This is a genomic window from Enterobacter sp. MGH 38, assembly GCF_000492855.1.
Taxonomy (GTDB): domain Bacteria; phylum Pseudomonadota; class Gammaproteobacteria; order Enterobacterales; family Enterobacteriaceae; genus Enterobacter; species Enterobacter hormaechei_C.
Genome location: NZ_KI535608.1, coordinates 2,234,188 through 2,252,614 on the forward strand (window position 1 = coordinate 2,234,188; position 18,427 = coordinate 2,252,614).

General features: G+C 56.4%; 19 protein-coding genes. 2 read left to right on the plus strand and 17 right to left on the minus strand.

The window, feature by feature from the left end; translation table 11 throughout:
* The first annotated feature begins 15 nt into the window (after window positions 1–15).
* Complete coding sequence (locus L384_RS01110; protein WP_023325002.1) at window positions 16–516, plus strand: GNAT family N-acetyltransferase; 501 nt, start codon at window positions 16–18, stop codon at window positions 514–516.
* 140 nt (window positions 517–656) lie between these two features.
* On the opposite strand, the gene hisP is transcribed toward L384_RS01110, so the two are convergent.
* From hisP to pdxB, 15 genes are all read right to left on the minus strand, one after another.
* A complete protein-coding gene (gene hisP, locus L384_RS01105; protein WP_003861426.1) occupies window positions 657–1,430 on the minus strand; it encodes a histidine ABC transporter ATP-binding protein HisP in 774 nt (257 codons plus the stop codon).
* A gap of 9 nt (window positions 1,431–1,439) precedes the next feature.
* Window positions 1,440–2,153: an ABC transporter permease gene (locus L384_RS01100; RefSeq protein WP_003861424.1), complete on the minus strand. Its 714-nt coding sequence runs from the start codon at window positions 2,151–2,153 to the stop codon at window positions 1,440–1,442.
* Entirely contained in the window at window positions 2,150–2,836 is a 687-nt protein-coding gene (locus L384_RS01095) for a histidine ABC transporter permease HisQ (RefSeq protein WP_003861422.1), read from the minus strand. The genes L384_RS01100 and L384_RS01095 overlap by 4 nt, the downstream gene beginning before the upstream one ends.
* 88 nt (window positions 2,837–2,924) lie before the next feature.
* Window positions 2,925–3,707, minus strand: coding sequence for a histidine ABC transporter substrate-binding protein HisJ (gene hisJ / locus L384_RS01090; RefSeq protein ID WP_003861421.1), 783 nt, complete (start codon window positions 3,705–3,707; stop codon window positions 2,925–2,927).
* A 226-nt stretch (window positions 3,708–3,933) separates the two neighbouring features.
* A complete protein-coding gene (argT, locus tag L384_RS01085; protein ID WP_003861418.1) occupies window positions 3,934–4,716 on the minus strand; it encodes a lysine/arginine/ornithine ABC transporter substrate-binding protein ArgT in 783 nt (260 codons plus the stop codon).
* Between the two features lie 290 nt (window positions 4,717–5,006).
* Entirely contained in the window at window positions 5,007–5,576 is a 570-nt protein-coding gene (locus tag L384_RS01080) for a UbiX family flavin prenyltransferase (RefSeq protein ID WP_023314587.1), read from the minus strand.
* A gap of 89 nt (window positions 5,577–5,665) precedes the next feature.
* Window positions 5,666–7,183, minus strand: coding sequence for an amidophosphoribosyltransferase (gene purF, locus L384_RS01075; RefSeq protein ID WP_008502595.1), 1,518 nt, complete (start codon window positions 7,181–7,183; stop codon window positions 5,666–5,668).
* Window positions 7,184–7,216: 33 nt separating this feature from the next.
* A complete protein-coding gene (cvpA, locus tag L384_RS01070) occupies window positions 7,217–7,705 on the minus strand; it encodes a colicin V production protein (protein ID WP_000262116.1) in 489 nt (162 codons plus the stop codon).
* A 253-nt stretch (window positions 7,706–7,958) separates the two neighbouring features.
* Entirely contained in the window at window positions 7,959–8,645 is a 687-nt protein-coding gene (dedD, locus tag L384_RS01065) for a cell division protein DedD (RefSeq protein WP_003861412.1), read from the minus strand.
* A complete protein-coding gene (folC, locus tag L384_RS01060; RefSeq protein ID WP_017692992.1) occupies window positions 8,635–9,903 on the minus strand; it encodes a bifunctional tetrahydrofolate synthase/dihydrofolate synthase in 1,269 nt (422 codons plus the stop codon). The genes dedD and folC overlap by 11 nt, the downstream gene beginning before the upstream one ends.
* 70 nt (window positions 9,904–9,973) lie before the next feature.
* Window positions 9,974–10,879 (minus strand): acetyl-CoA carboxylase, carboxyltransferase subunit beta, encoded by a 906-nt coding sequence (gene accD / locus L384_RS01055; protein WP_003861408.1) that lies wholly within the window; start codon window positions 10,877–10,879, stop codon window positions 9,974–9,976.
* Between the two features lie 154 nt (window positions 10,880–11,033).
* Window positions 11,034–11,693, minus strand: a complete 660-nt coding sequence (locus tag L384_RS01050; RefSeq protein WP_003861406.1) for a DedA family protein — start codon at window positions 11,691–11,693, stop codon at window positions 11,034–11,036.
* 28 nt (window positions 11,694–11,721) lie between these two features.
* Entirely contained in the window at window positions 11,722–12,534 is an 813-nt protein-coding gene (gene truA / locus L384_RS01045) for a tRNA pseudouridine(38-40) synthase TruA (protein WP_023325003.1), read from the minus strand.
* Window positions 12,534–13,547, minus strand: coding sequence for an aspartate-semialdehyde dehydrogenase (locus tag L384_RS01040; protein WP_003861403.1), 1,014 nt, complete (start codon window positions 13,545–13,547; stop codon window positions 12,534–12,536). Before L384_RS01040 ends, truA begins: the two co-directional genes overlap by 1 nt.
* A gap of 66 nt (window positions 13,548–13,613) precedes the next feature.
* Entirely contained in the window at window positions 13,614–14,750 is a 1,137-nt protein-coding gene (pdxB, locus tag L384_RS01035) for a 4-phosphoerythronate dehydrogenase PdxB (RefSeq protein ID WP_023314591.1), read from the minus strand.
* A 111-nt stretch (window positions 14,751–14,861) separates the two neighbouring features.
* Between pdxB and flk the strand changes: the two genes are divergently transcribed.
* Window positions 14,862–15,866, plus strand: coding sequence for a flagella biosynthesis regulator Flk (flk, locus tag L384_RS01030; protein ID WP_003861399.1), 1,005 nt, complete (start codon window positions 14,862–14,864; stop codon window positions 15,864–15,866).
* Window positions 15,867–15,953: 87 nt separating this feature from the next.
* Here flk and L384_RS01025 read toward each other — a convergent pair whose 3' ends face one another.
* Window positions 15,954–17,132 carry an MFS transporter gene (locus L384_RS01025; RefSeq protein ID WP_023325004.1) on the minus strand — a complete coding sequence of 393 codons (1,179 nt, stop codon included), beginning with the start codon at window positions 17,130–17,132 and terminating at the stop codon, window positions 15,954–15,956.
* Between the two features lie 68 nt (window positions 17,133–17,200).
* Window positions 17,201–18,418, minus strand: coding sequence for a beta-ketoacyl-ACP synthase I (gene fabB / locus L384_RS01020; protein ID WP_003861395.1), 1,218 nt, complete (start codon window positions 18,416–18,418; stop codon window positions 17,201–17,203).
* Window positions 18,419–18,427 lie beyond the last annotated feature (9 nt).

Sequence of the window (18,427 nt, forward strand, 5' to 3'; positions counted from 1 at the left end):
TGATATGGCGTAACTATGGCAACCATCACCACAACCCGGCTTAACCTCACCCCTTTCGAACCTTCTGACTGGGCATTCTTCCGCTCTCTGCGCGAAGACCCCGCCATCATGCGCTATATGGCCGCTATTACACCGGAAAAAGAGACGCGCCGCGTATTTGCCGCACGCCTGATGGCGGAGCATGTCTTTGTGATCCGTCTGCATAACGACGTTACGCCGCTCGGGGATATCGGCCTGCAAATCAGTGCGGCGAACCGTGAAGAGGCGGATATTGGCTACACGGTTGTGCCTGCCGCGCAGGGAAAAGGCATTGCCAGCGAAGCGCTGCGCGCGGTGTGTGAGTATGCATTTAACCAGACGGGCGTGAAGGCGATAAACGCGTACGTGCTGGCGGATAACGTCGGGTCGGTGCGGGTCCTTGAGAAAGCGGGTTTTGTGCGCACGCAGGTGCTGGAGAAGGCGTACGAGATTAACGGCGTACGGTATGACGACTGGGTGTATCGGCTCGAGTGTTGAATGCCGGGCGGCACTGCGTTTGCCCGGCCTACGGTTTTTGTAGGCCCGGTAAGCGAAGCGCCACCGGGCAATTGGGCGGCTCTGCGGCCTGATGCCCCCACCCCGGCCCTCTCCCACAGGGAGAGGGAGAAAGGCCAAACCTACTTCAACGAGCCTTTCAGGAACTGCTGCAAACGCGGGCTTTGCGGGTTCGCCAGCACCTCGTCCGGATGCCCCTGCTCTTCTATCTTGCCCTGATGCAGGAAGATAACGTGGTTAGAAACGTTACGGGCGAAGCCCATCTCGTGCGTCACCACCACCATCGTTTTGCCCTCTTCCGCCAGCTTCTGCATGATGCGCAGCACTTCGCCAACGAGTTCAGGATCCAGCGCGGAAGTCGGTTCGTCAAACAGCAACACTTCCGGCTCCATCGCCAGCGCACGGGCGATAGAAACACGCTGCTGCTGCCCCCCTGACAGGTGCACCGGATATTTGATCTGCTGCCGCTCGTCGATACCCACTTTCGCCAGGTATTTGACCGCACGCTCGCGGGCTTCCTGCTTGCTTAAGCCGAGCACCTGAACCGGCGCTTCCATCACGTTCTCCAGCACCGTCATGTGGCTCCAGAGATTGAAGTGCTGGAACACCATTGTCAGACGCGTACGCAGCAGTCGTAGCTGATTTTTATCCGCCACTTTAAGCTGGCCGTCTTTATCACGGACCATGTTGATGTTCTGTCCGCTCACCACAATTGACCCTTCGCTCGGCTTTTCGAGGAAGTTGATGCAGCGCAGGAAGGTACTTTTACCCGAACCTGATGAGCCGATAATACTGATCACGTCGCCCGCGTTAGCCTCCAGCGACACCCCTTTCAGCACTTCATGTTCGCCGTAGCGCTTGTGCAAATCAATTACGTTTAATTTGTTCTCAGCCATCATAAATTCTCAGTGCGTCGACGGTTTTATATGCTGCAACCAGCGTTTTTCAGCCTTACGGAACAGGCTGATCAGGACGTAAGAAATGATCAAATAGAGCACTGCTGCAATGCCAAACGCCGTAAACGGCTGGTAGGTGGCAGAGTTAATATCGCGGGCAATCTTTAACAGATCCGGTACCGTGGCGGTAAACGCCAGTGCCGTCGAATGCAGCATTAAAATCACTTCGTTGCTGTACGCCGGCAGCGCAATACGCAGCGCCGAAGGCAGAATAATACAGCGGTAGAGCTTCACGGACGAGAAGCCGTACGCGCGCGCCGCCTCGATCTCACCGTGCGGCACAGAACGGATGGCCCCGGCGAAGATCTCGGTGGTATAGGCGCAGGTATTGAGGGTCAGCGCCAGCACCGTACAGTTCAGACCGCTGCGGAAGAACGCATTCAGCATTTCAGTGCCTTTTACGATCTCAAGCGTGTACATCCCGGAATAGAACACCAGCAGCTGTACGTACAGCGGCGTACCGCGAAACACGTAGGTGAACAGCCAGATAGGGAACTGAATAAATTTATTGTTCGACACGCGGCCAATGGCAAGAAACACCGCCAGAATGCCGCCCATTACCACCGAGGAGATCAGCAGCCACAGCGTGATCGCCACGCCAGTAAAGCGGTAGCCATCCGTCCAAAGCAGGGATTTCCAGTACTCCTGAATAATCTCAATCACAGGTCAGCCCTCTTCACACCCACGGAGTAGCGACGTTCAAGCAGAAGCAGCACACCATTGGAGACGGTCGTAAAGACCAGATAGATTAGGCCGCAAACCACCGCAAAATAGAACGGTTCCCAGGTGCTTTTACCTGCCAGCTGCGTGGCCTTCACCACATCTTCCAGACCCAGCAGGGAGACCAGCGCCGTTGCCTTGAGAATAACCTGCCAGTTGTTCCCGATGCCCGGCAGCGCGTAGCGCATCATGGCCGGGAACATGATCCGGCGAAACGTTTGTGAGGAGGTAAAACCGTAGGCGGTCGCCGCTTCAATATGCCCTTTCGGCACGGCCATGTAAGCGCCGCGGAAAGTCTCAGTGAAATAGGCACCGTAGATAAAACCAAGGGTAATAATACCGGCCACCATCGGGTCGATATCGATCTGCTCCATGCCGATGGCATCCGTTACGCCGTTAAGTGCGATTTGCAGGCCGTAAAAGATCAGCAGCATCAGCACCAGGTCAGGCACGCCGCGAATCAGCGTGGTATAGCCTTCAAATATCAGCGCCAGCGGTCTGTTGGCGGATAATTTTGCCCCCGCGCCCGCCAGGCCTATCAGCACCGCCAGCACCACGGAGCTGATAGCCAGCTCAAGGGTGACAAGCGCGCCCTGTAAAATAACGCCAGAAAATCCGTACAGCATACCGCGTGCCCTGTCGTCTCGTGAGTGGTGGAACCGTGTCTTTTCCCCTCCCGGAACGGGAGGGGCCGCACGTTATCAGACGGGGCGATTAGCCGCCGTAAACATTAAAATCGAAGTACTTTTTCGCCAGCTTGTCATAGGTGCCGTCCGCGCGCATCTCGGCGAACGCTTTGTTCAGGGCTTCACGCAGTTCGTTGTCTTCTTTACGCAGGCCCATACCGGTGCCAACGCCAAAGAGTTTTTCGTCCTTAATGGACGGACCGCCGAACTTGTAATCTTTACCCACAGGCTGTTTCAGGAAACCTTCGCTTGCCGCCACTTCATCCTGGAATGCTGCATCAATGCGGCCTGCCGTCAGGTCTGCGTAGATGTTTTCCTGACCCTGGTAAGAGACAATTTCAATCCCCTTTGGCGCCCAGTGCTCGTTGCCGTAGGTTTCCTGCGTAGTACCCTGCAACACGCCCACGCGTTTGCCTTTCAGAGATTCAAGGGTTGGCTGAATGTCAGAGGATTTCGCCACCACCAGACGTGAGTCCGCCGCGTAGAGTTTGTCCGTGAAGGCAATCTCCTGCTGACGTTTTTCAGTGATGGACAGGGAGGACATGATCACGTCAATTTTCTTCGCTTTCAGAGACGGGATCAGCGCATCCAGCGGGTTTTCAACGTAGGTACATTGCGCTTTAATGCGTTTGCACAGCTCGTTAGCCAGATCGATGTCAAAACCGACCAGTTCCCCCTTCGCATTCTTCGATTCGAAAGGTGCATAGGTTGGGTCAGTTCCAATACGAATTTTCTGCGGAATTGCTGCGAATGCCGCGGTGGCGCTGGAAAAAGCCAGTACCAGAGAAAGTGACAACACCAGTTTTTTCATATCTGTCCTCAACAAACTGTCTTAATACGAGATTTTTACGACGACGGGGTGTTGTTAATGTGCCATTAATCCCCTCATTCAGGCAAAGATTAATGCCTTTGTACGGGAATTTTTGCATTATAAATGCTTAACTATGCACACAGCGATCCAGCATGGTGCATGCGTTGCACCATGCTGGAACATAACCCCGCAGAGATGCACCACTTCAGTGCATCTATTTCAGGCATTAATCACCGTAGACGTTGAAATCGAAGTATTTCTTCGCCAGTTTGTCGTAGGTACCGTCTTTACGCAGCTCATTAAACGCTTTGTCGAAGGCGGCTTTCAGCTCGGTATCATCCTTACGCAGGCCAATACCGGTACCGTCGCCAAAGTATTTTTTGTCTTTTACCGACGGGCCGGCAAAGGCGTACTCTTTACCCGCAGGCTGTTTCAGGAAGCCTTCGCTCGCGGCGACTTCATCCTGAAACGCGGCATCCAGACGGCCTGCCGCCAGGTCAGAGTAGATCAGATCCTGGTTCTGGTAAGCCACCACATCGACGCCCTTCTCGCGCCAGTTTGCATTGGCGAAACCTTCCTGGGTCGAGCCCTGAAGCACGCCAACATGTTTGCCTTTCAGCGAGTCGATGGTCGGCTGGATTGGCGAGCCTTTCGCGGCAATCAGACGTGAGTCGGCAGCGTAGAGCTTCTCAGAGAAGGCAATCTCCTGCTGACGTTTTTCCGTGATGGAGAGAGAAGAGATAATGGCATCAATTTTCTTGGCTTTCAGCGACGGGATCAGCGCGTCAAAGTCACTGCCCACCCATGTGCATTTCACTTCCATGCGTTTGCACATCTCATTTCCCAGATCGATATCAAACCCCACGAAGTCGCCTTTCGCATCCTTAGAGGAGAATGGCGCGTAGGTTGCGTCTGTACCGATACGAACTGTCTGTGGAAGCGCTGCATAGCTACTTGCTGCCGCACTCAAGCCCACGAGCAAAGACAGAGCCAGAACCGTCTTCTTCATACATTTACCCTCAAGAACCGTGATTTTATTATGGTTTATGTTGTGTGTTGTGTTGCAGGCTGCTCTTGCAGGTCTTATGCCACATTGTCGTCGGGATAAAACTACGACGTTAAATATGTTAATAAAACGTTGCGATACTGCCTTAATGGTGAAAGATAGCAGGTCTGCCGAACGAACCGGAAAGAGAAAAAAGGAAAAAGCGAATTAAATGTCGAGGATATGATCGCGGTTGCAGTTTTGCCCTGAAACAGGGCAAATTGTCTTTTCATGCACCTTGTTTGTGCACAGATTCACGCCCCCTGCCAGCGGGTAAAGAGATCTTCCGGCAGGTCGATATCGAACTGATCCAGCACGCGGTTAACGGTCTGGTTGATGACATCATCCAGCGTTTGCGGACGATGATAGAACGCGGGGACCGGCGGCATAATCACGGCCCCCAGTTCGGCTGCCTGCGTCATTAAACGCAGATGTCCCAGGTGCAGCGGCGTTTCCCGCACGCAGAGCACCAGAGGACGACGCTCTTTCAGCACCACATCCGCTGCACGCGTCACCAGCGTGTCGGTATAGCTGTTTACAATGCCGGAAAGGGTTTTAATCGAACAGGGCAAAATAACCATGCCGGCCGTTTTAAACGAGCCCGAAGAGATGCTGGCGGCGATATCGCGGGCATCGTGGACAACGTCAGACAGGGCCTGAACGTCGCGCAGAGAGAGATCGGTTTCAAGAGAGAGGGTCTGACGCGCCGCCTGGCTCATCACCAGATGGGTTTCTACGCCTGCAACGTCACGCAGCACCTGTAACAGCCGGACGCCATAAATCGCGCCGCTGGCACCGCTGATCCCTACAATGAGTCGTTTCATGATTTTCGCCCTTGCTGATTTCAGGGCAGACTGTGCAGGATTTTACGGGGAGTTGCAAGTGAGGGCGAGCGCCCTCACCTGCATACGCATCAACCTTCGTTGTGCATCTCTAAGCTTTCGAGATCGTTTTGCAGCTGGACGGCTTTCGCATCGTCGTTACGCAGAGAATCCAGATAGTCGAGATACTGCTGGTCAACGTCTTTCGTCACGTAGATCCCATTGAATACCGAGCATTCGAACTGCTGAATATCCGGGTTCTCGGCGCGCACCGCGTCGATCAGATCGTTCAGATCCTGGAAAATCAGACCGTCGGCACCGATGATCTGCCGGATTTCGTCTACTTCACGACCGTGAGCAATCAGCTCGTTAGCGGTTGGCATATCAATGCCATACACGTTCGGGAAACGAATTTCCGGCGCTGCGGAGGCAAGATACACTTTCTTCGCCCCGGCCTCACGCGCCATCTCGATGATCTGCTCAGACGTCGTGCCGCGCACAATAGAGTCGTCCACCAGCAGCACGTTCTTGTCGCGGAACTCGGCGCGGTTAGCGTTCAGCTTACGACGTACTGACTTACGACGCAGCTGCTGGCCCGGCATGATAAAGGTGCGGCCCACGTAGCGGTTTTTCACGAAGCCCTGACGGTACGGCTTGTCCAGAATACGGGCAATCTCCAGCGCGATATCACAGGAGGTTTCAGGGATTGGGATGACGACGTCGATGTCGAGATCGTCCCACTCGCGGGCAATCTTCTCGCCCAGCTTCGTCCCCATATTGACGCGCGCGCTGTAAACGGAAATCTTGTCGATGAACGAGTCCGGACGCGCGAAGTAAACGTATTCGAACAGGCACGGGTTGCTCACCGGATTGTCGGCGCACTGACGGGTAAACAGCTGGCCCTTCTCAGTGATGTAGACCGCTTCGCCTGGCGCGACATCACGCAGGAATTCGAAGCCCAGAGTATCCAGCGCCACGCTTTCGGAGGCAACCATGTACTCGGAACGGCCATCGCCGAGATCACGTTTGCCGAGCACCAGCGGGCGAATGCCGTTTGGATCGCGGAAGGCTACCATGCCATGACCGATGATCATCGCCACGCAAGCATACGCGCCACGGATCTGGCGATTAGTCGCGGCAACGGCAGCAAAAATGTTGTCTGCTTCCAGCGGATAATGGCGGAAGTTATCCAGCTCGCTGGCAAAGATATTGAGCAGGATTTCAGAATCAGAGGTGGTGTTAATGTGGCGACGTTTCTCTTCAAACAGCTTTTTACGCAGCTCGTGGGCATTGGTCAGATTGCCATTGTGGGCAAGCGTGATGCCATACGGGGAGTTAACGTAAAAAGGCTGAGCCTCAGAGGCGCTGGAACTGCCAGCAGTAGGATAACGAACGTGACCGATCCCCATATTACCTTGCAGACGCTGCATATGGCGGGCTTCAAATACATCGTTTACCAGGCCGTTCGCCTTGCGTAAACGGAAGCAGTTGTTTGCATCAATGGTGATGATACCCGCAGCATCCTGCCCACGGTGCTGAAGCACCGTTAACGCGTCATAAATCGACTGGTTTACCGGCATGAAACCGGCGATACCGACAATACCGCACATTCGTCTTTTCCTCGTTAAGCCACATCTCAGGGTTTATGCCCTGGGCAAGAAACTCGACGAGCTTTGCAGATAGTCAAAGAACCATCTGATGATGAAGCTGAACTCCGGAATGAGCTGCGATTTTTGCCAGTCTTCACTTTTGGAGAACCCGGTAAAGGTATCCAGGAAGAACAGGATCGCGGCCACAATGAGCACGCCTCGCAACGCGCCGAAACAGATGCCGAGCACCCTGTCCGTTCCTGACAGACCGGTTTTCTCGACCAGCTGACCTATCACGTAATTGACGATAGCGCCGACAATCAGCGTCGCGATAAACAGCACCGCGATGGCGATTCCGTTTCGGACCAGTTCATCTTCAAAGCCCGTGAACCAGACAGACAGGTAAGTGTAGTAATGACTGGCAACAAAGAAAGCACAACCCCAGGTTACCAGCGATAACGCTTCACGAACAAAGCCACGGATCAGGCTAACCAGACAGGAAAAACCAATCACCGCAATGATGGCGTAATCAATCCAGACCATATGTGTCCCACGATTTAACGCCCTGTCATCCAGTTCGGGGCGAATTCTAACAGAAAAAGAAAACGTTTGCGTAGGGATTTCCTTCCCACGCGTAAATAAAAAAGGCGCTGAAAAAATGCTCAACGCCCCGCACCTTTGACGTTTCTGTGAACGTCTGCCTCCCCCTCACCTCGGCCCTCTCCCTCAAGGGAGAGGGAGTAAACCGACCCCTCGCCCCTTTAGGGGGAGGGCCAGGGTGAGGGGATAATTTCTATCAGTTGGCGCTGTAGTTCATCACCACACCGCTCAGGCCGGAGATTTGCTTCAGCTCGCCAAGCGAACCTTTGAGCTTATCTTTCGACGCATCCGGCCCCACGAGGATACGCGTAATTTTACCCTGTACCGGCGTGGTGGGTGAAGTATAAACACGGTATCCCGCGCCGCGCAGTTTACTCACGATCTCATTGACCTTATCTGCATTTTTCAACGCACCGAGCTGAACGACATAGGCTTTGCCGGTAGGGGCCGCGTCCTGTTTTGCCTGCGGTGGCGTTTCTGAAGCGGCTGCCAGTTGCTCGGCCGCTTTATCCCGCTGCGGTTTCGGCTGCGGCTTCTCCACCGGTTTCGGCTTCTCAACAGGCTTAGGCTGTTCTACCGGCACCGGATCAATCTCGATGTTATTGTTCGTCGCCAGGCGCGAGGGATCGAGCGACGGCGCGGCTGCATCACCTGCGCGCACCTCTTCCGCTGCGCCTTCTGGCGGCTGGGCAGGCAGCGCCTGCGTTGCCGCTGGCAACATATCGGGCTCGTCGCGATCGCCCGGTTTGGGTACCAGCGGAATGGCCGCAAATTCATCCTGGTAATGCTTTTTCTGCCCGTCGAGCAATCCCGGGAGAATAATCACCCCGAGCGCGACCAGCACAATGGTTCCTGTTAAACGGTTCTGAAACTTACTCGCCACCGGTTCTCCCCGCGTCCATCACTTCCATGACATGTGCCACCGTGTGGAATGACCCACACACCAGCACGGTATCTTCTGGTTTAGCCTCCGCCATCGCGGCACGCCAGGCCGAAACCACACTGCTGTAGATTTCGCCTTTGCCGAGATGTTCCATCAACTGCTCAGCAGTCGCGCCGCGCGGCCCTTCCAGAGGAGCACAATACCAGCTATCGACCACACTCTCCATGCAGGCCAGCGTGCCGCCGATATCTTTATCATGAAGCATACCGATAACCGCCAGCACGCGCCCGGTTTTTGGTAACGATTTGAGACGTCCTGCGAGGTACGCCGCCGCATGCGGGTTATGTGCAACATCCAGAATCAGACGCGGTGACTCACTCACAATCTGAAAACGTCCTGGTAACAGTGCGTTCTGAATGCCATCGCGGATTGCCTGCTCGCTTACCGCTAATCCGCTGGCGCGCAGGGCTGCCAGCGCAGTCGCCGCGTTAGGCTGTGGCACCTGCGGCAGGGGCAGACTCTCCAGCACGCCCTGCGCATCGCTGAAGCGCCAGCCGTTGTCCTGCACCTCATACTGCCAGTCCACGCCGCGACGCAGCAGACGAGCGCCCTTCTCTTTCGCTACCTCAGCGATGGTATGTGGCATGTCCGGTTCGCCTACCACGGCAGGCTTATTGGCCCGGAAAATACCGGCCTTCTCACGGCCAATGCTCTCGCGGTCCGGGCCCAGCCAGTCGGTGTGATCCAGCGCGATGCTGGTGACGACGGCGACATCCGCATCCACCATATTGGTGGCATCCAGACGCCCGCCCAGCCCCACTTCCAGGATCACCACGTCCAGCTGCGCCTGCTTAAACAGCCACAGCGCCGACAGGGTGCCATATTCGAAATAGGTTAATGAGGTTTCGCCGCGCGCCGCTTCGATAGCGGCAAACGACGCCGTATGGGCCGATTCCGCCAGCTCGGTGTTTTGCACCCGCACGCGCTCGGTATAGCGCACCAGATGCGGCGAGCTGTAAACGCCAACTTTGTACCCCGCCGCCATCAGGACAGATTCCAGCGTGCGGCAGGTGGTGCCTTTACCGTTAGTGCCGGCGACGGTAAACACGAAAGGCGCGGGTTTCAGCACGTCAAGACGCGCGGCAACCTGGCTTACGCGCTCAAGGCCCATGTCGATAGTTTTACTGTGCAGGTTTTCCAGATAAGAAAGCCACGCGGCCAGGGGCGACGTGGCTTGAGGAATGCTTTTATTTTCCATGATGCCCGGTTGTCATTAACGGTTTAGAAAGCAAAAGGGCAGCGCCATTCGGCCCTGCCCTTTTCAGTTATCAGGCCTCGGGTTCCTGATCCGGTACCACCACGCCTTCGCGCGGCTCGTCCGGGTTAGGCGCTGGCAGATTCATCAGCTTCGCCAGAATGCTGGCCAGTTTCAGGCGCATTTCCGGACGGCGGACGATCATATCGATAGCGCCTTTCTCAATGAGGAACTCACTGCGCTGGAAGCCCGGCGGCAGTTTCTCACGTACGGTCTGCTCGATAACGCGAGGACCGGCAAAGCCGATCAGCGCTTTTGGCTCCGCGATGTTCAGGTCGCCCAGCATGGCGAAGCTTGCAGAAACGCCGCCCATGGTTGGGTCGGTCAGTACCGAAATGTACGGCAGACCGCGCTCCTGCATTTTCGCCAGCGCCGCAGAGGTTTTCGCCATCTGCATCAGGGACATCAGCGCTTCCTGCATACGTGCGCCACCGGAGGCGGAGAAGCAGATCAGCGGGCAGTTGTCTTCCAGCGCCTGCTCAACGGCACGCACGAAACGCGCGCCGACCACGGAGCCCATTGAGCCGCCCATAAAGGAGAACTCAAACGCGGCGGCAACCACCGGCATTTCATGCAGGGTGCCTTTCATGACGATTAGCGCGTCTTTCTCGCCGGTCTCTTTCTGCGCAGAGGCCAGACGATCTTTGTATTTTTTGGAGTCGCGGAACTTGAGCACATCTTTTGGCTCCAGTTCGCTGCCCAGTTCTACCAGAGAACCTTCGTCCAGCAGGCTATGCAGGCGGTTGCGCGCCGACATACGCATATGGTGGTCACACTTCGGACACACCTCAAGATTGCGTTCCAGCTCTGCGCGATACAGAACCTGGCCGCAGCTATCACACTTCGTCCATACCCCTTCAGGAATGCTCGCTTTACGCGTTGGGGTAATGTTGCTTTTAATTCGTTCAATCCAGCTCATTGATAACCTTTCTGCCTGAACCTGGTCGTATGCCAGTTTTGCTGTAAGAGGCGAATAATGCCATTTTTGCCTCCAACAGACCATGAATGTTGCACATTAAAACATAACAGCCCGAAACTTTGGATAAAAAAGTGGTCGAACCGCCAGCGTGCATTTACTTCGCTTGCTTTGCCGCCGCGCGTTTGTGACGGATAATTTCGATGACGCCAGGCAGTACGGAAAGCACAATAATCGCTACAATCAGTAACTTAAGGTTTTCCTGAACCACCGGCAGATCGCCAAACAGGTAGCCTGCATAGGTGAACAGCAGCACCCACAGCAGCGCGCCCACCACGTTGTACATGGCAAAATGACGATAGGACATGTGACCCATTCCCGCCACAAACGGTGCAAATGTACGCACAATAGGCACAAAACGGGCAAGGATAATGGTCTTCCCGCCATGGCGCTCATAGAACGCATGGGTCTTATCTAAATAACTGCGGCGGAAAATCTTCGAGTCCGGATTACTGAACAACCGCTCGCCAAACACCCGCCCGATGGTGTAGTTGACCGCATCACCAACAATCGCGGCGATGATCATCAGGACGACCATCAGATGGACATTCAGGTCATTCGTTGGCAGTGCGGATAACGCGCCCGCCACGAACAGCAGTGAATCTCCAGGCAGGAACGGCGTAACCACAAGGCCGGTTTCACAGAACAGAATGAGGAACAGAATGGCGTAAACCCAGACGCCGTACTGCGCGACCAGCTCCGCCAGGTGAACATCAATATGCAGGATGAAATCAATCAGAAAACGTATTACGTCCATATTGTCTAAGCCCTAATTGCACCTTTGTTTAGTCCGCTAAAAACAGCGGGCCCATTGGCGGTTTTGGCAGGTCGAACCGGTCCGGATAATCCACCGAAACCAGATACAGCCCTTCCGCTTTCGCCGTTGCTGCCGCAAGCGTTCTGTCCTTCGCTGCAAGCAGTTCTGCAATCCAGCTCTCCGGCTGGTGTCCGGCGCCCACTTCCATCAGGCTGCCCACAATATTCCGCACCATATGATGTACAAAGGCATTGGCTTTGATATCCACCACCACATACGCGCCATACCGACTGACGTTAATGTGCATGACGTTACGCCACGGCGTACGGGACTGACACTGCACCGCACGAAACGACGTAAAATCATTCTCTCCAATCAGACACTGCGCCGCACGCTGCATACGTTCTGCATCCAGCGGTTCATAAAAATGCGTCACGCCCTGGCTTAACACCGCCGGGCGCAGGCGCTGGTTATAGATGACATAACGGTAGCGCCGCGCCGTCGCGCTGAAACGCGCGTGAAAATCATCCGGCACAGCTTTCACCCAACGCACGGCAATGTCACCAGGCAAATTCGCATTTACACCCAGCGTCCAGGCCGCGTCTTTGCGCACGGCGGTGGTGTTAAAATGCACCACCTGCCCCGTGCCGTGAACGCCGGCATCGGTGCGGCCCGCGCAGAAGACGCTTATCGGTTCATTCGCTACCTGAGAGAGCGCTTTCTCCAGCTTCTCCTGGACGCTGCGCACCTCATTCTGCCGCTGCCAGCCATAGTATTTACTGCCATCGTATTCAATGCCGAGGGCAATTCTGTGGACCGGCTTTTGTTCCACATCTGACATCAGTACAGATACTCCTGCACCAGTTTTTCCGCGATTTTGACCGCCATCAGCGCGCCGCCGAAACGCACGTTGTCGGCAACAGACCAGAACTGCACCTGCTCAGGCATACCGTAATCGTTACGCACACAGCCCACAGAGAGATGCGCGCTGCCGGTGGCGTCGCCCACCTGCGTCGGGAATTCGCTCTCTTCGGACAGGACAATGTCCTCTCCGCGGCCAAACGCGTCGCGGGCTTCTTCAGCCGCCAGCGGACGCAGGGCTTCAAACCCGACCATCTGCGCGTGGCCGTAAAAGACCGGAGACTGCACGACATTCGCGGAGATCATCAGCCCGTCATCCTGCAAAATTTTGCGTGCTTCATCGACGATACGACGCTCTTCCCGCACCGAACCTTCACGATCCGGCAGTAGCGGCAGCATGTTGAACGCCAGCTGGCGGCCAAAGAAATCATCTTCGTCGATCGGGATACCGTTCAGCAGCTTCGCGCTCTGCCCTGCCAGTGCGTCTACGGCTTTTTTGCCGTTAGCGGAGGCTGACAGCAGGCTGGTCACGGAAATACGCGACAGGCCACCGTCGTCGATCAGCGGCTTCAGCGCGGTCAGCAGCTGGCTGGTGAGGCTGTTCGGTACTGCAATGATGTTGCGGTTGCGGTAGTCAGCCAGCACAAACGGGTTGACGTCCGGCACCACCAGCGGCACATCCGGCTCCAGGGAGAACAGGCCGCTCAGGTCGATCACCAGACAGCCTGAATTTGTCGCTTCTTCAATGTAAGACGCCGTGGCTTGCGCACCTGCGGCAAAAAACGCCAGCTGAGCCTGCGTCCAGTCAAACGCGGCGGCGTCCTGCACCATCAAGGATTTCCCGCCGAAACGCAGCTGTTCTCCTGCGCTGTCGGTACGCGCCAGTGCGTAAATCTCACCCACCGGGAACTGACGCTCAGCAAGGGTTTCAAGCAGGGCTTCGCCCACGGCGCCAGTGGCACCCAAAATGGCAATGTTCCAGCCTTCAGACATGGTGGTTTACTCCAGAAATAAAAAGCGTCCCTGCCGGAACATCCGACAGGGAGCATTAAGAAGACATTAACGTGCCGGGTGGTGAACGGCGTTAAATCCCAGTTTATGCAGCAGCCCCGCCGCTGACGCGTCATCGCACATGACATACAGGGAAGACCACTCGCGGCGCTCAAGGTAATTTTTGCGTAGCTTGTCAAACTCACCCGGAATACCCGCCACTTTACGCAGCAGCGCGTCATCGCGGCGCACATCATACACCAAATGCACCAGTCTTTTCAGCGTTGCCTCATCCAGCAGGCCATGAAGGGTAATGCGGCCAAATTCCGGGGCGGGCAGCAGCGTATCCAGCGCCACCTGCTGCGGATGGCCGATAAAGGCGCTGTAAGCCTCAAACACCTGGGTTGTGCCACGCGCTTTGCCTTCAAGGGTATAACCCGCGATATGTGCGGTACCCACGTCTACCTTATCCAGCAATGCGACGTTGAGATCAGGCTCTGGCTCCCAGACGTCCAGCACGACGCTAAGCTCTTGTCCTTCGTCGAGACATGCCAGCAGCGCCGCGTTATCCACCACCGGTCCCCGGCAGGCATTTATCAGAATAGTGCCAGCCTTCAGACGGCGGATCAGCTTTTCGTCGGCCAGGTGCAGGGTCTTATACGGCCCCTCTTTAAAGAGCGGCGTATGGAAGGTGATGACGTCGCACTCGTCGACCAGCTCATCCAGTGTGCGGAAGTCGCCTTCATCACCGTTATCCTTACGCGGCGGATCGCACAGCAGGGTGCGGATTCCCCAGGCTTCCAGACGCTTTTGCAGACGTCCGCCCACGTTGCCCACCCCCACAATCCCGACGGTGCGATCTTTCAGCGTAAAACCATCGCGCTCGGCCAGCATCAATAGCGAGGAGAAAACATATTCCACGACGGCAATGGCGTTACAGCCTGGCGCCGCGGAAAAACCAATCCCCGCCTGCTTAAGCCACTGGTCATCCACATGATCGGTCCCGGCCGTTGCCGTCCCGACAAATTTAACCCCTTTGCCGGTGAGCAGCGCCTCATTTACTTTAGTCACCGAGCGCACCATCAGGGCGTCTGCATCGTCCAGTTCGCTGACCGGAATCGGGCGACCAGGGACAGCCTTAACCTCACCCAGGCGGCTGAACAGCTCACGGGCGTAAGGCATATTTTCATCAACGAGGATTTTCACGTCTGAGTACCTGTTTGAGAGGAAGTAAACCTGCCAAGTGTGCCATAATCTCGCCGCCGGGCATATATCTCCGCCCGGTTACGCAGAGTTTGACTTTAAGGATTTTTGACGATGCAGCCCATTTCAGGTACGCCTCCGCGCCCTCCGGGTGAAGGCCCCGTAACGCCCAACACGCCAGGCGAACAACCGCTCTCCACGCAGCAACGCACCGTACTGGAGCGTCTGATCACGCGTCTTATTGCGTTGACCTCACAGCAAAACGCAGAGGTGTGGGCCGGCGTGAAGCACGATTTGGGCGTCAGAAACGATGCGCCGCTACAGTCGCGCCATTTCCCTGCCGCCGAACAAAACCTGAACCAGCGTCTTACCAGCGCACAGCAGCAACATACCACCCGCCAGATTATCTCGCAGCTGACCGAGCTGTTGGGCCAGGGGAATAATCGCCAGGCGGTGAGTGATTTTATCCGTCAACAGTACGGTCATACCGCCCTGAGCCAGCTTTCGCCGGAACAGCTGAAAACCGTGTTGACCCTGCTGCAAAGCAATCAGCTTTCTATCCCGCAGCCGCAACAGCGCCCGTCTACAGAACGGCCATTGCAGCCTGCGGAGCATAATACGCTCAAGCAGATGGTCACTAAGCTGGCTGCCGCAACCGGCGAACCAACAAAGCTTATCTGGCAATCCATGCTGGAACTTTCCGGTGTGAAAGCGGGCGAGATGATCCCGGCAAAACAGTTTACCCATCTGGTCACCTGGCTCCAGGCGCGTCAGACGCTCAGCACCCAGAGCGCCCCGACCCTGCACAGCGTACAGGCGGCGCTGAAACAACCGCTGGAACCGCACGAGTTCGATACGATCCGGGATTACGCTCAGCAGAGCTGGCAGGCTACGCCGCAAACGGTGCTGACCACCGCCCAGGTGCAGGATGTGCTCAATCAGATCTTTGTTCGCCGCGCCGAGCGGGAAGGCGGCGTGCCGGAGGTAAGAAACATTCAGCCGATCTACAACCCGCTGTTTGCCCCCGTAGTTGATACGTTCAAAACGCTTTCTGCCCGTCCGGGATTGATGTTGATCGCGTTGGTGATTGCGCTGGCGATTTTCTGGCTGGTTGCGTGAGGATTTGCCCGGTGGCGCTTCGCTTACCGGGTCTACAACGGCTCGAACCGTAGGCCGGGTAAGGCGAAGCCGCCACCCGGCAACATACTACCGCTTGCGAAACGCCACCATCGTCACCACAATCCCCACCACCGCTGACACCGCACCGGCGAGAAATACGGAAGGATAGCCAAACGACGTTGCAAGCAGCCCCGCCAGCGGCCCGGTGATGCCGTATGAGATATCCTGAAACGCCGCATAGCCGCCCAGCGCCGTGCCGCGCACCTGCGGAGCCACGCGCTTCACCACTTCAACGCCCAGCGCCGGGAAGATCAGCGAGCAGCCGCAGCCGGTTAACGCCGCACCCAGCAGCGCAACGGATGCAGAGGGCGCCTGCCAGAGCAGTACCAGACCCACGGTCTCAATGACAAGTGACGACACGGCCACCTTCACGCCGCCAAAGCGATCCGGCATCCAGCCAAACAGCACGCGCATCAATACAAACGCGCCGCCAAAGGCCGTCAGCGTAAAGCCCGCCATCGCCCAGCCGCGGCTCATGAAATAGAGGGAGACAAAGGTACCAATAACCGCGAAGCCCACCCCCTGAAGCGCCAGCCCAAGCCCCGGCTGCCAGATTTGCCCCACCACGCTCCACAGCGAAGGACGCTCGCCTTTATGGGCGGGCACCTTACGCACCGAACCGTTAAACGCCCACGCCAGCAGCGGCAATACCATGGTGGTGCCTGCCAGCGCCGCAAAACCAAACTGGCTGTGGATCAGCAGCCCCAGCGGCGCACCTGCCGCCAGTGCGCCGTAAATCGCCATCCCGTTCCAGGACATCACTTTTCCGGAACGCGCAGGTCCCACCAGCCCCATTCCCCAGGTCAGGGTGCCGGTCAGCAGCTGGCTTTCGCCAAAGCCGAGGATCAGGCGCCCTGCCACCAGCAGCGCGAATTTATACGCTGCATCTATTGGCAACAGCGCCGCCAGCAGCCAGGCTCCCCCCGCCAGCCCGCAGGCAAACATGCCCTGCAACGCCGAGCGTTTTGCGCCGTGCTGATCCGCCAGGCGACCGGCGTAGCCCCGGGTTAATACCGTCGCTAAAAACTGAATGCCCACCGCAATGCCGACCATGGTGTTGCCATAGCCCAGCTCCTGGTGAACGAACAAGGGGATCACCGGCAGCGGCAGGCCAACGGTCATATAGGTCAGAAACACCGCAAAGGCGATGCGGAAAAGGGAAAGGTTCCCGGAAGGAGCGCTCTTCTCAGGGGTAACAGCCTTCATGCATAACTCCGTGTTCAGGCATAAAAAAAGGGAGCCGCGCGGCTCCCTTCTACTATACCTTCAAACGCTTACGCTTTCAGCTTACGCATCACCAGCGTGGCGTTGGTGCCGCCGAAACCGAAGCTGTTGGACATAACGGTCGTCAGCTCACGTTCGGTGGTTTCAGTCACGATGTTCAGGCCAGCCGCCTGCTCGTCCATCTCTTCGATGTTGATGCTTGGCGCGATAAAGCCGTTTTCCAGCATCAGCAGAGAGTAGATCGCTTCCTGCACGCCCGCCGCGCCCAGAGAGTGACCGGTCATGGCTTTGGTTGCAGAGATAGCCGGGCTGTTGTCGCCGAACACTTCACGGATCGCACCCAGCTCTTTCACGTCGCCTACCGGCGTTGAGGTGCCGTGGGAGTTCAGGTAGTCGATTGGAGTATCAACACCGTGCATCGCCATCTTCATGCAGCGCACCGCGCCTTCACCGGATGGAGCAACCATGTCAGCGCCGTCAGACGTTGCGCCGTAGCCCACGATCTCAGCATAGATGTGCGCGCCACGCGCCAGCGCGTGTTCCAGCTCTTCAACCACAACCATACCGCCGCCGCCAGCGATAACAAAACCGTCGCGGTGTGCATCATAAGTACGGGACGCTTTGTCTGGCGTTTCGTTGTATTTAGTGGACAGTGCGCCCATCGCGTCGAACTCACAGGCCATTTCCCAGCCCAGCTCTTCGCCGCCGCCAGCAAATACGATGTCCTGTTTGCCCAGTTGGATCTGCTCAACCGCATTACCGATACAGTGTGCGGAGGTCGCACATGCGGAGCTGATGGAGTAGTTCACACCGTGGATTTTGAACGGCGTTGCCAGGCACGCGGAAACCGCTGAACCCATGGCTTTGGTCACAACATATGGACCGACCGCTTTCAGGCCGCGCGGGCTGCGCATGGCGTCAGCACCGAACACCTGAGCTTTAGAAGAACCGCCGGAACCTGCAATCAGGCCCACGCGTGGGTTGTTCTGGTAAACGTCTTCGCTCAGACCAGAATCCTTGATCGCTTCCTGCATGGAAAGATAGGCGTAGATAGAGGCATCGTTCATGAAACGAACCACTTTACGGTCAATTAAACCGGTGGTGTCCAGTTTAACGTTACCCCATACGTGGCTACGCATTCCAGAATCTTTAAACTCTTCAGAGAAAGTGATCCCGGAGCGTCCTTCACGCAGAGATGCCAGGACTTCCTGCTGGTTATTACCGATGCTGGAAACGATGCCCAGGCCAGTAATCACTGCACGTTTCATTCAATACCT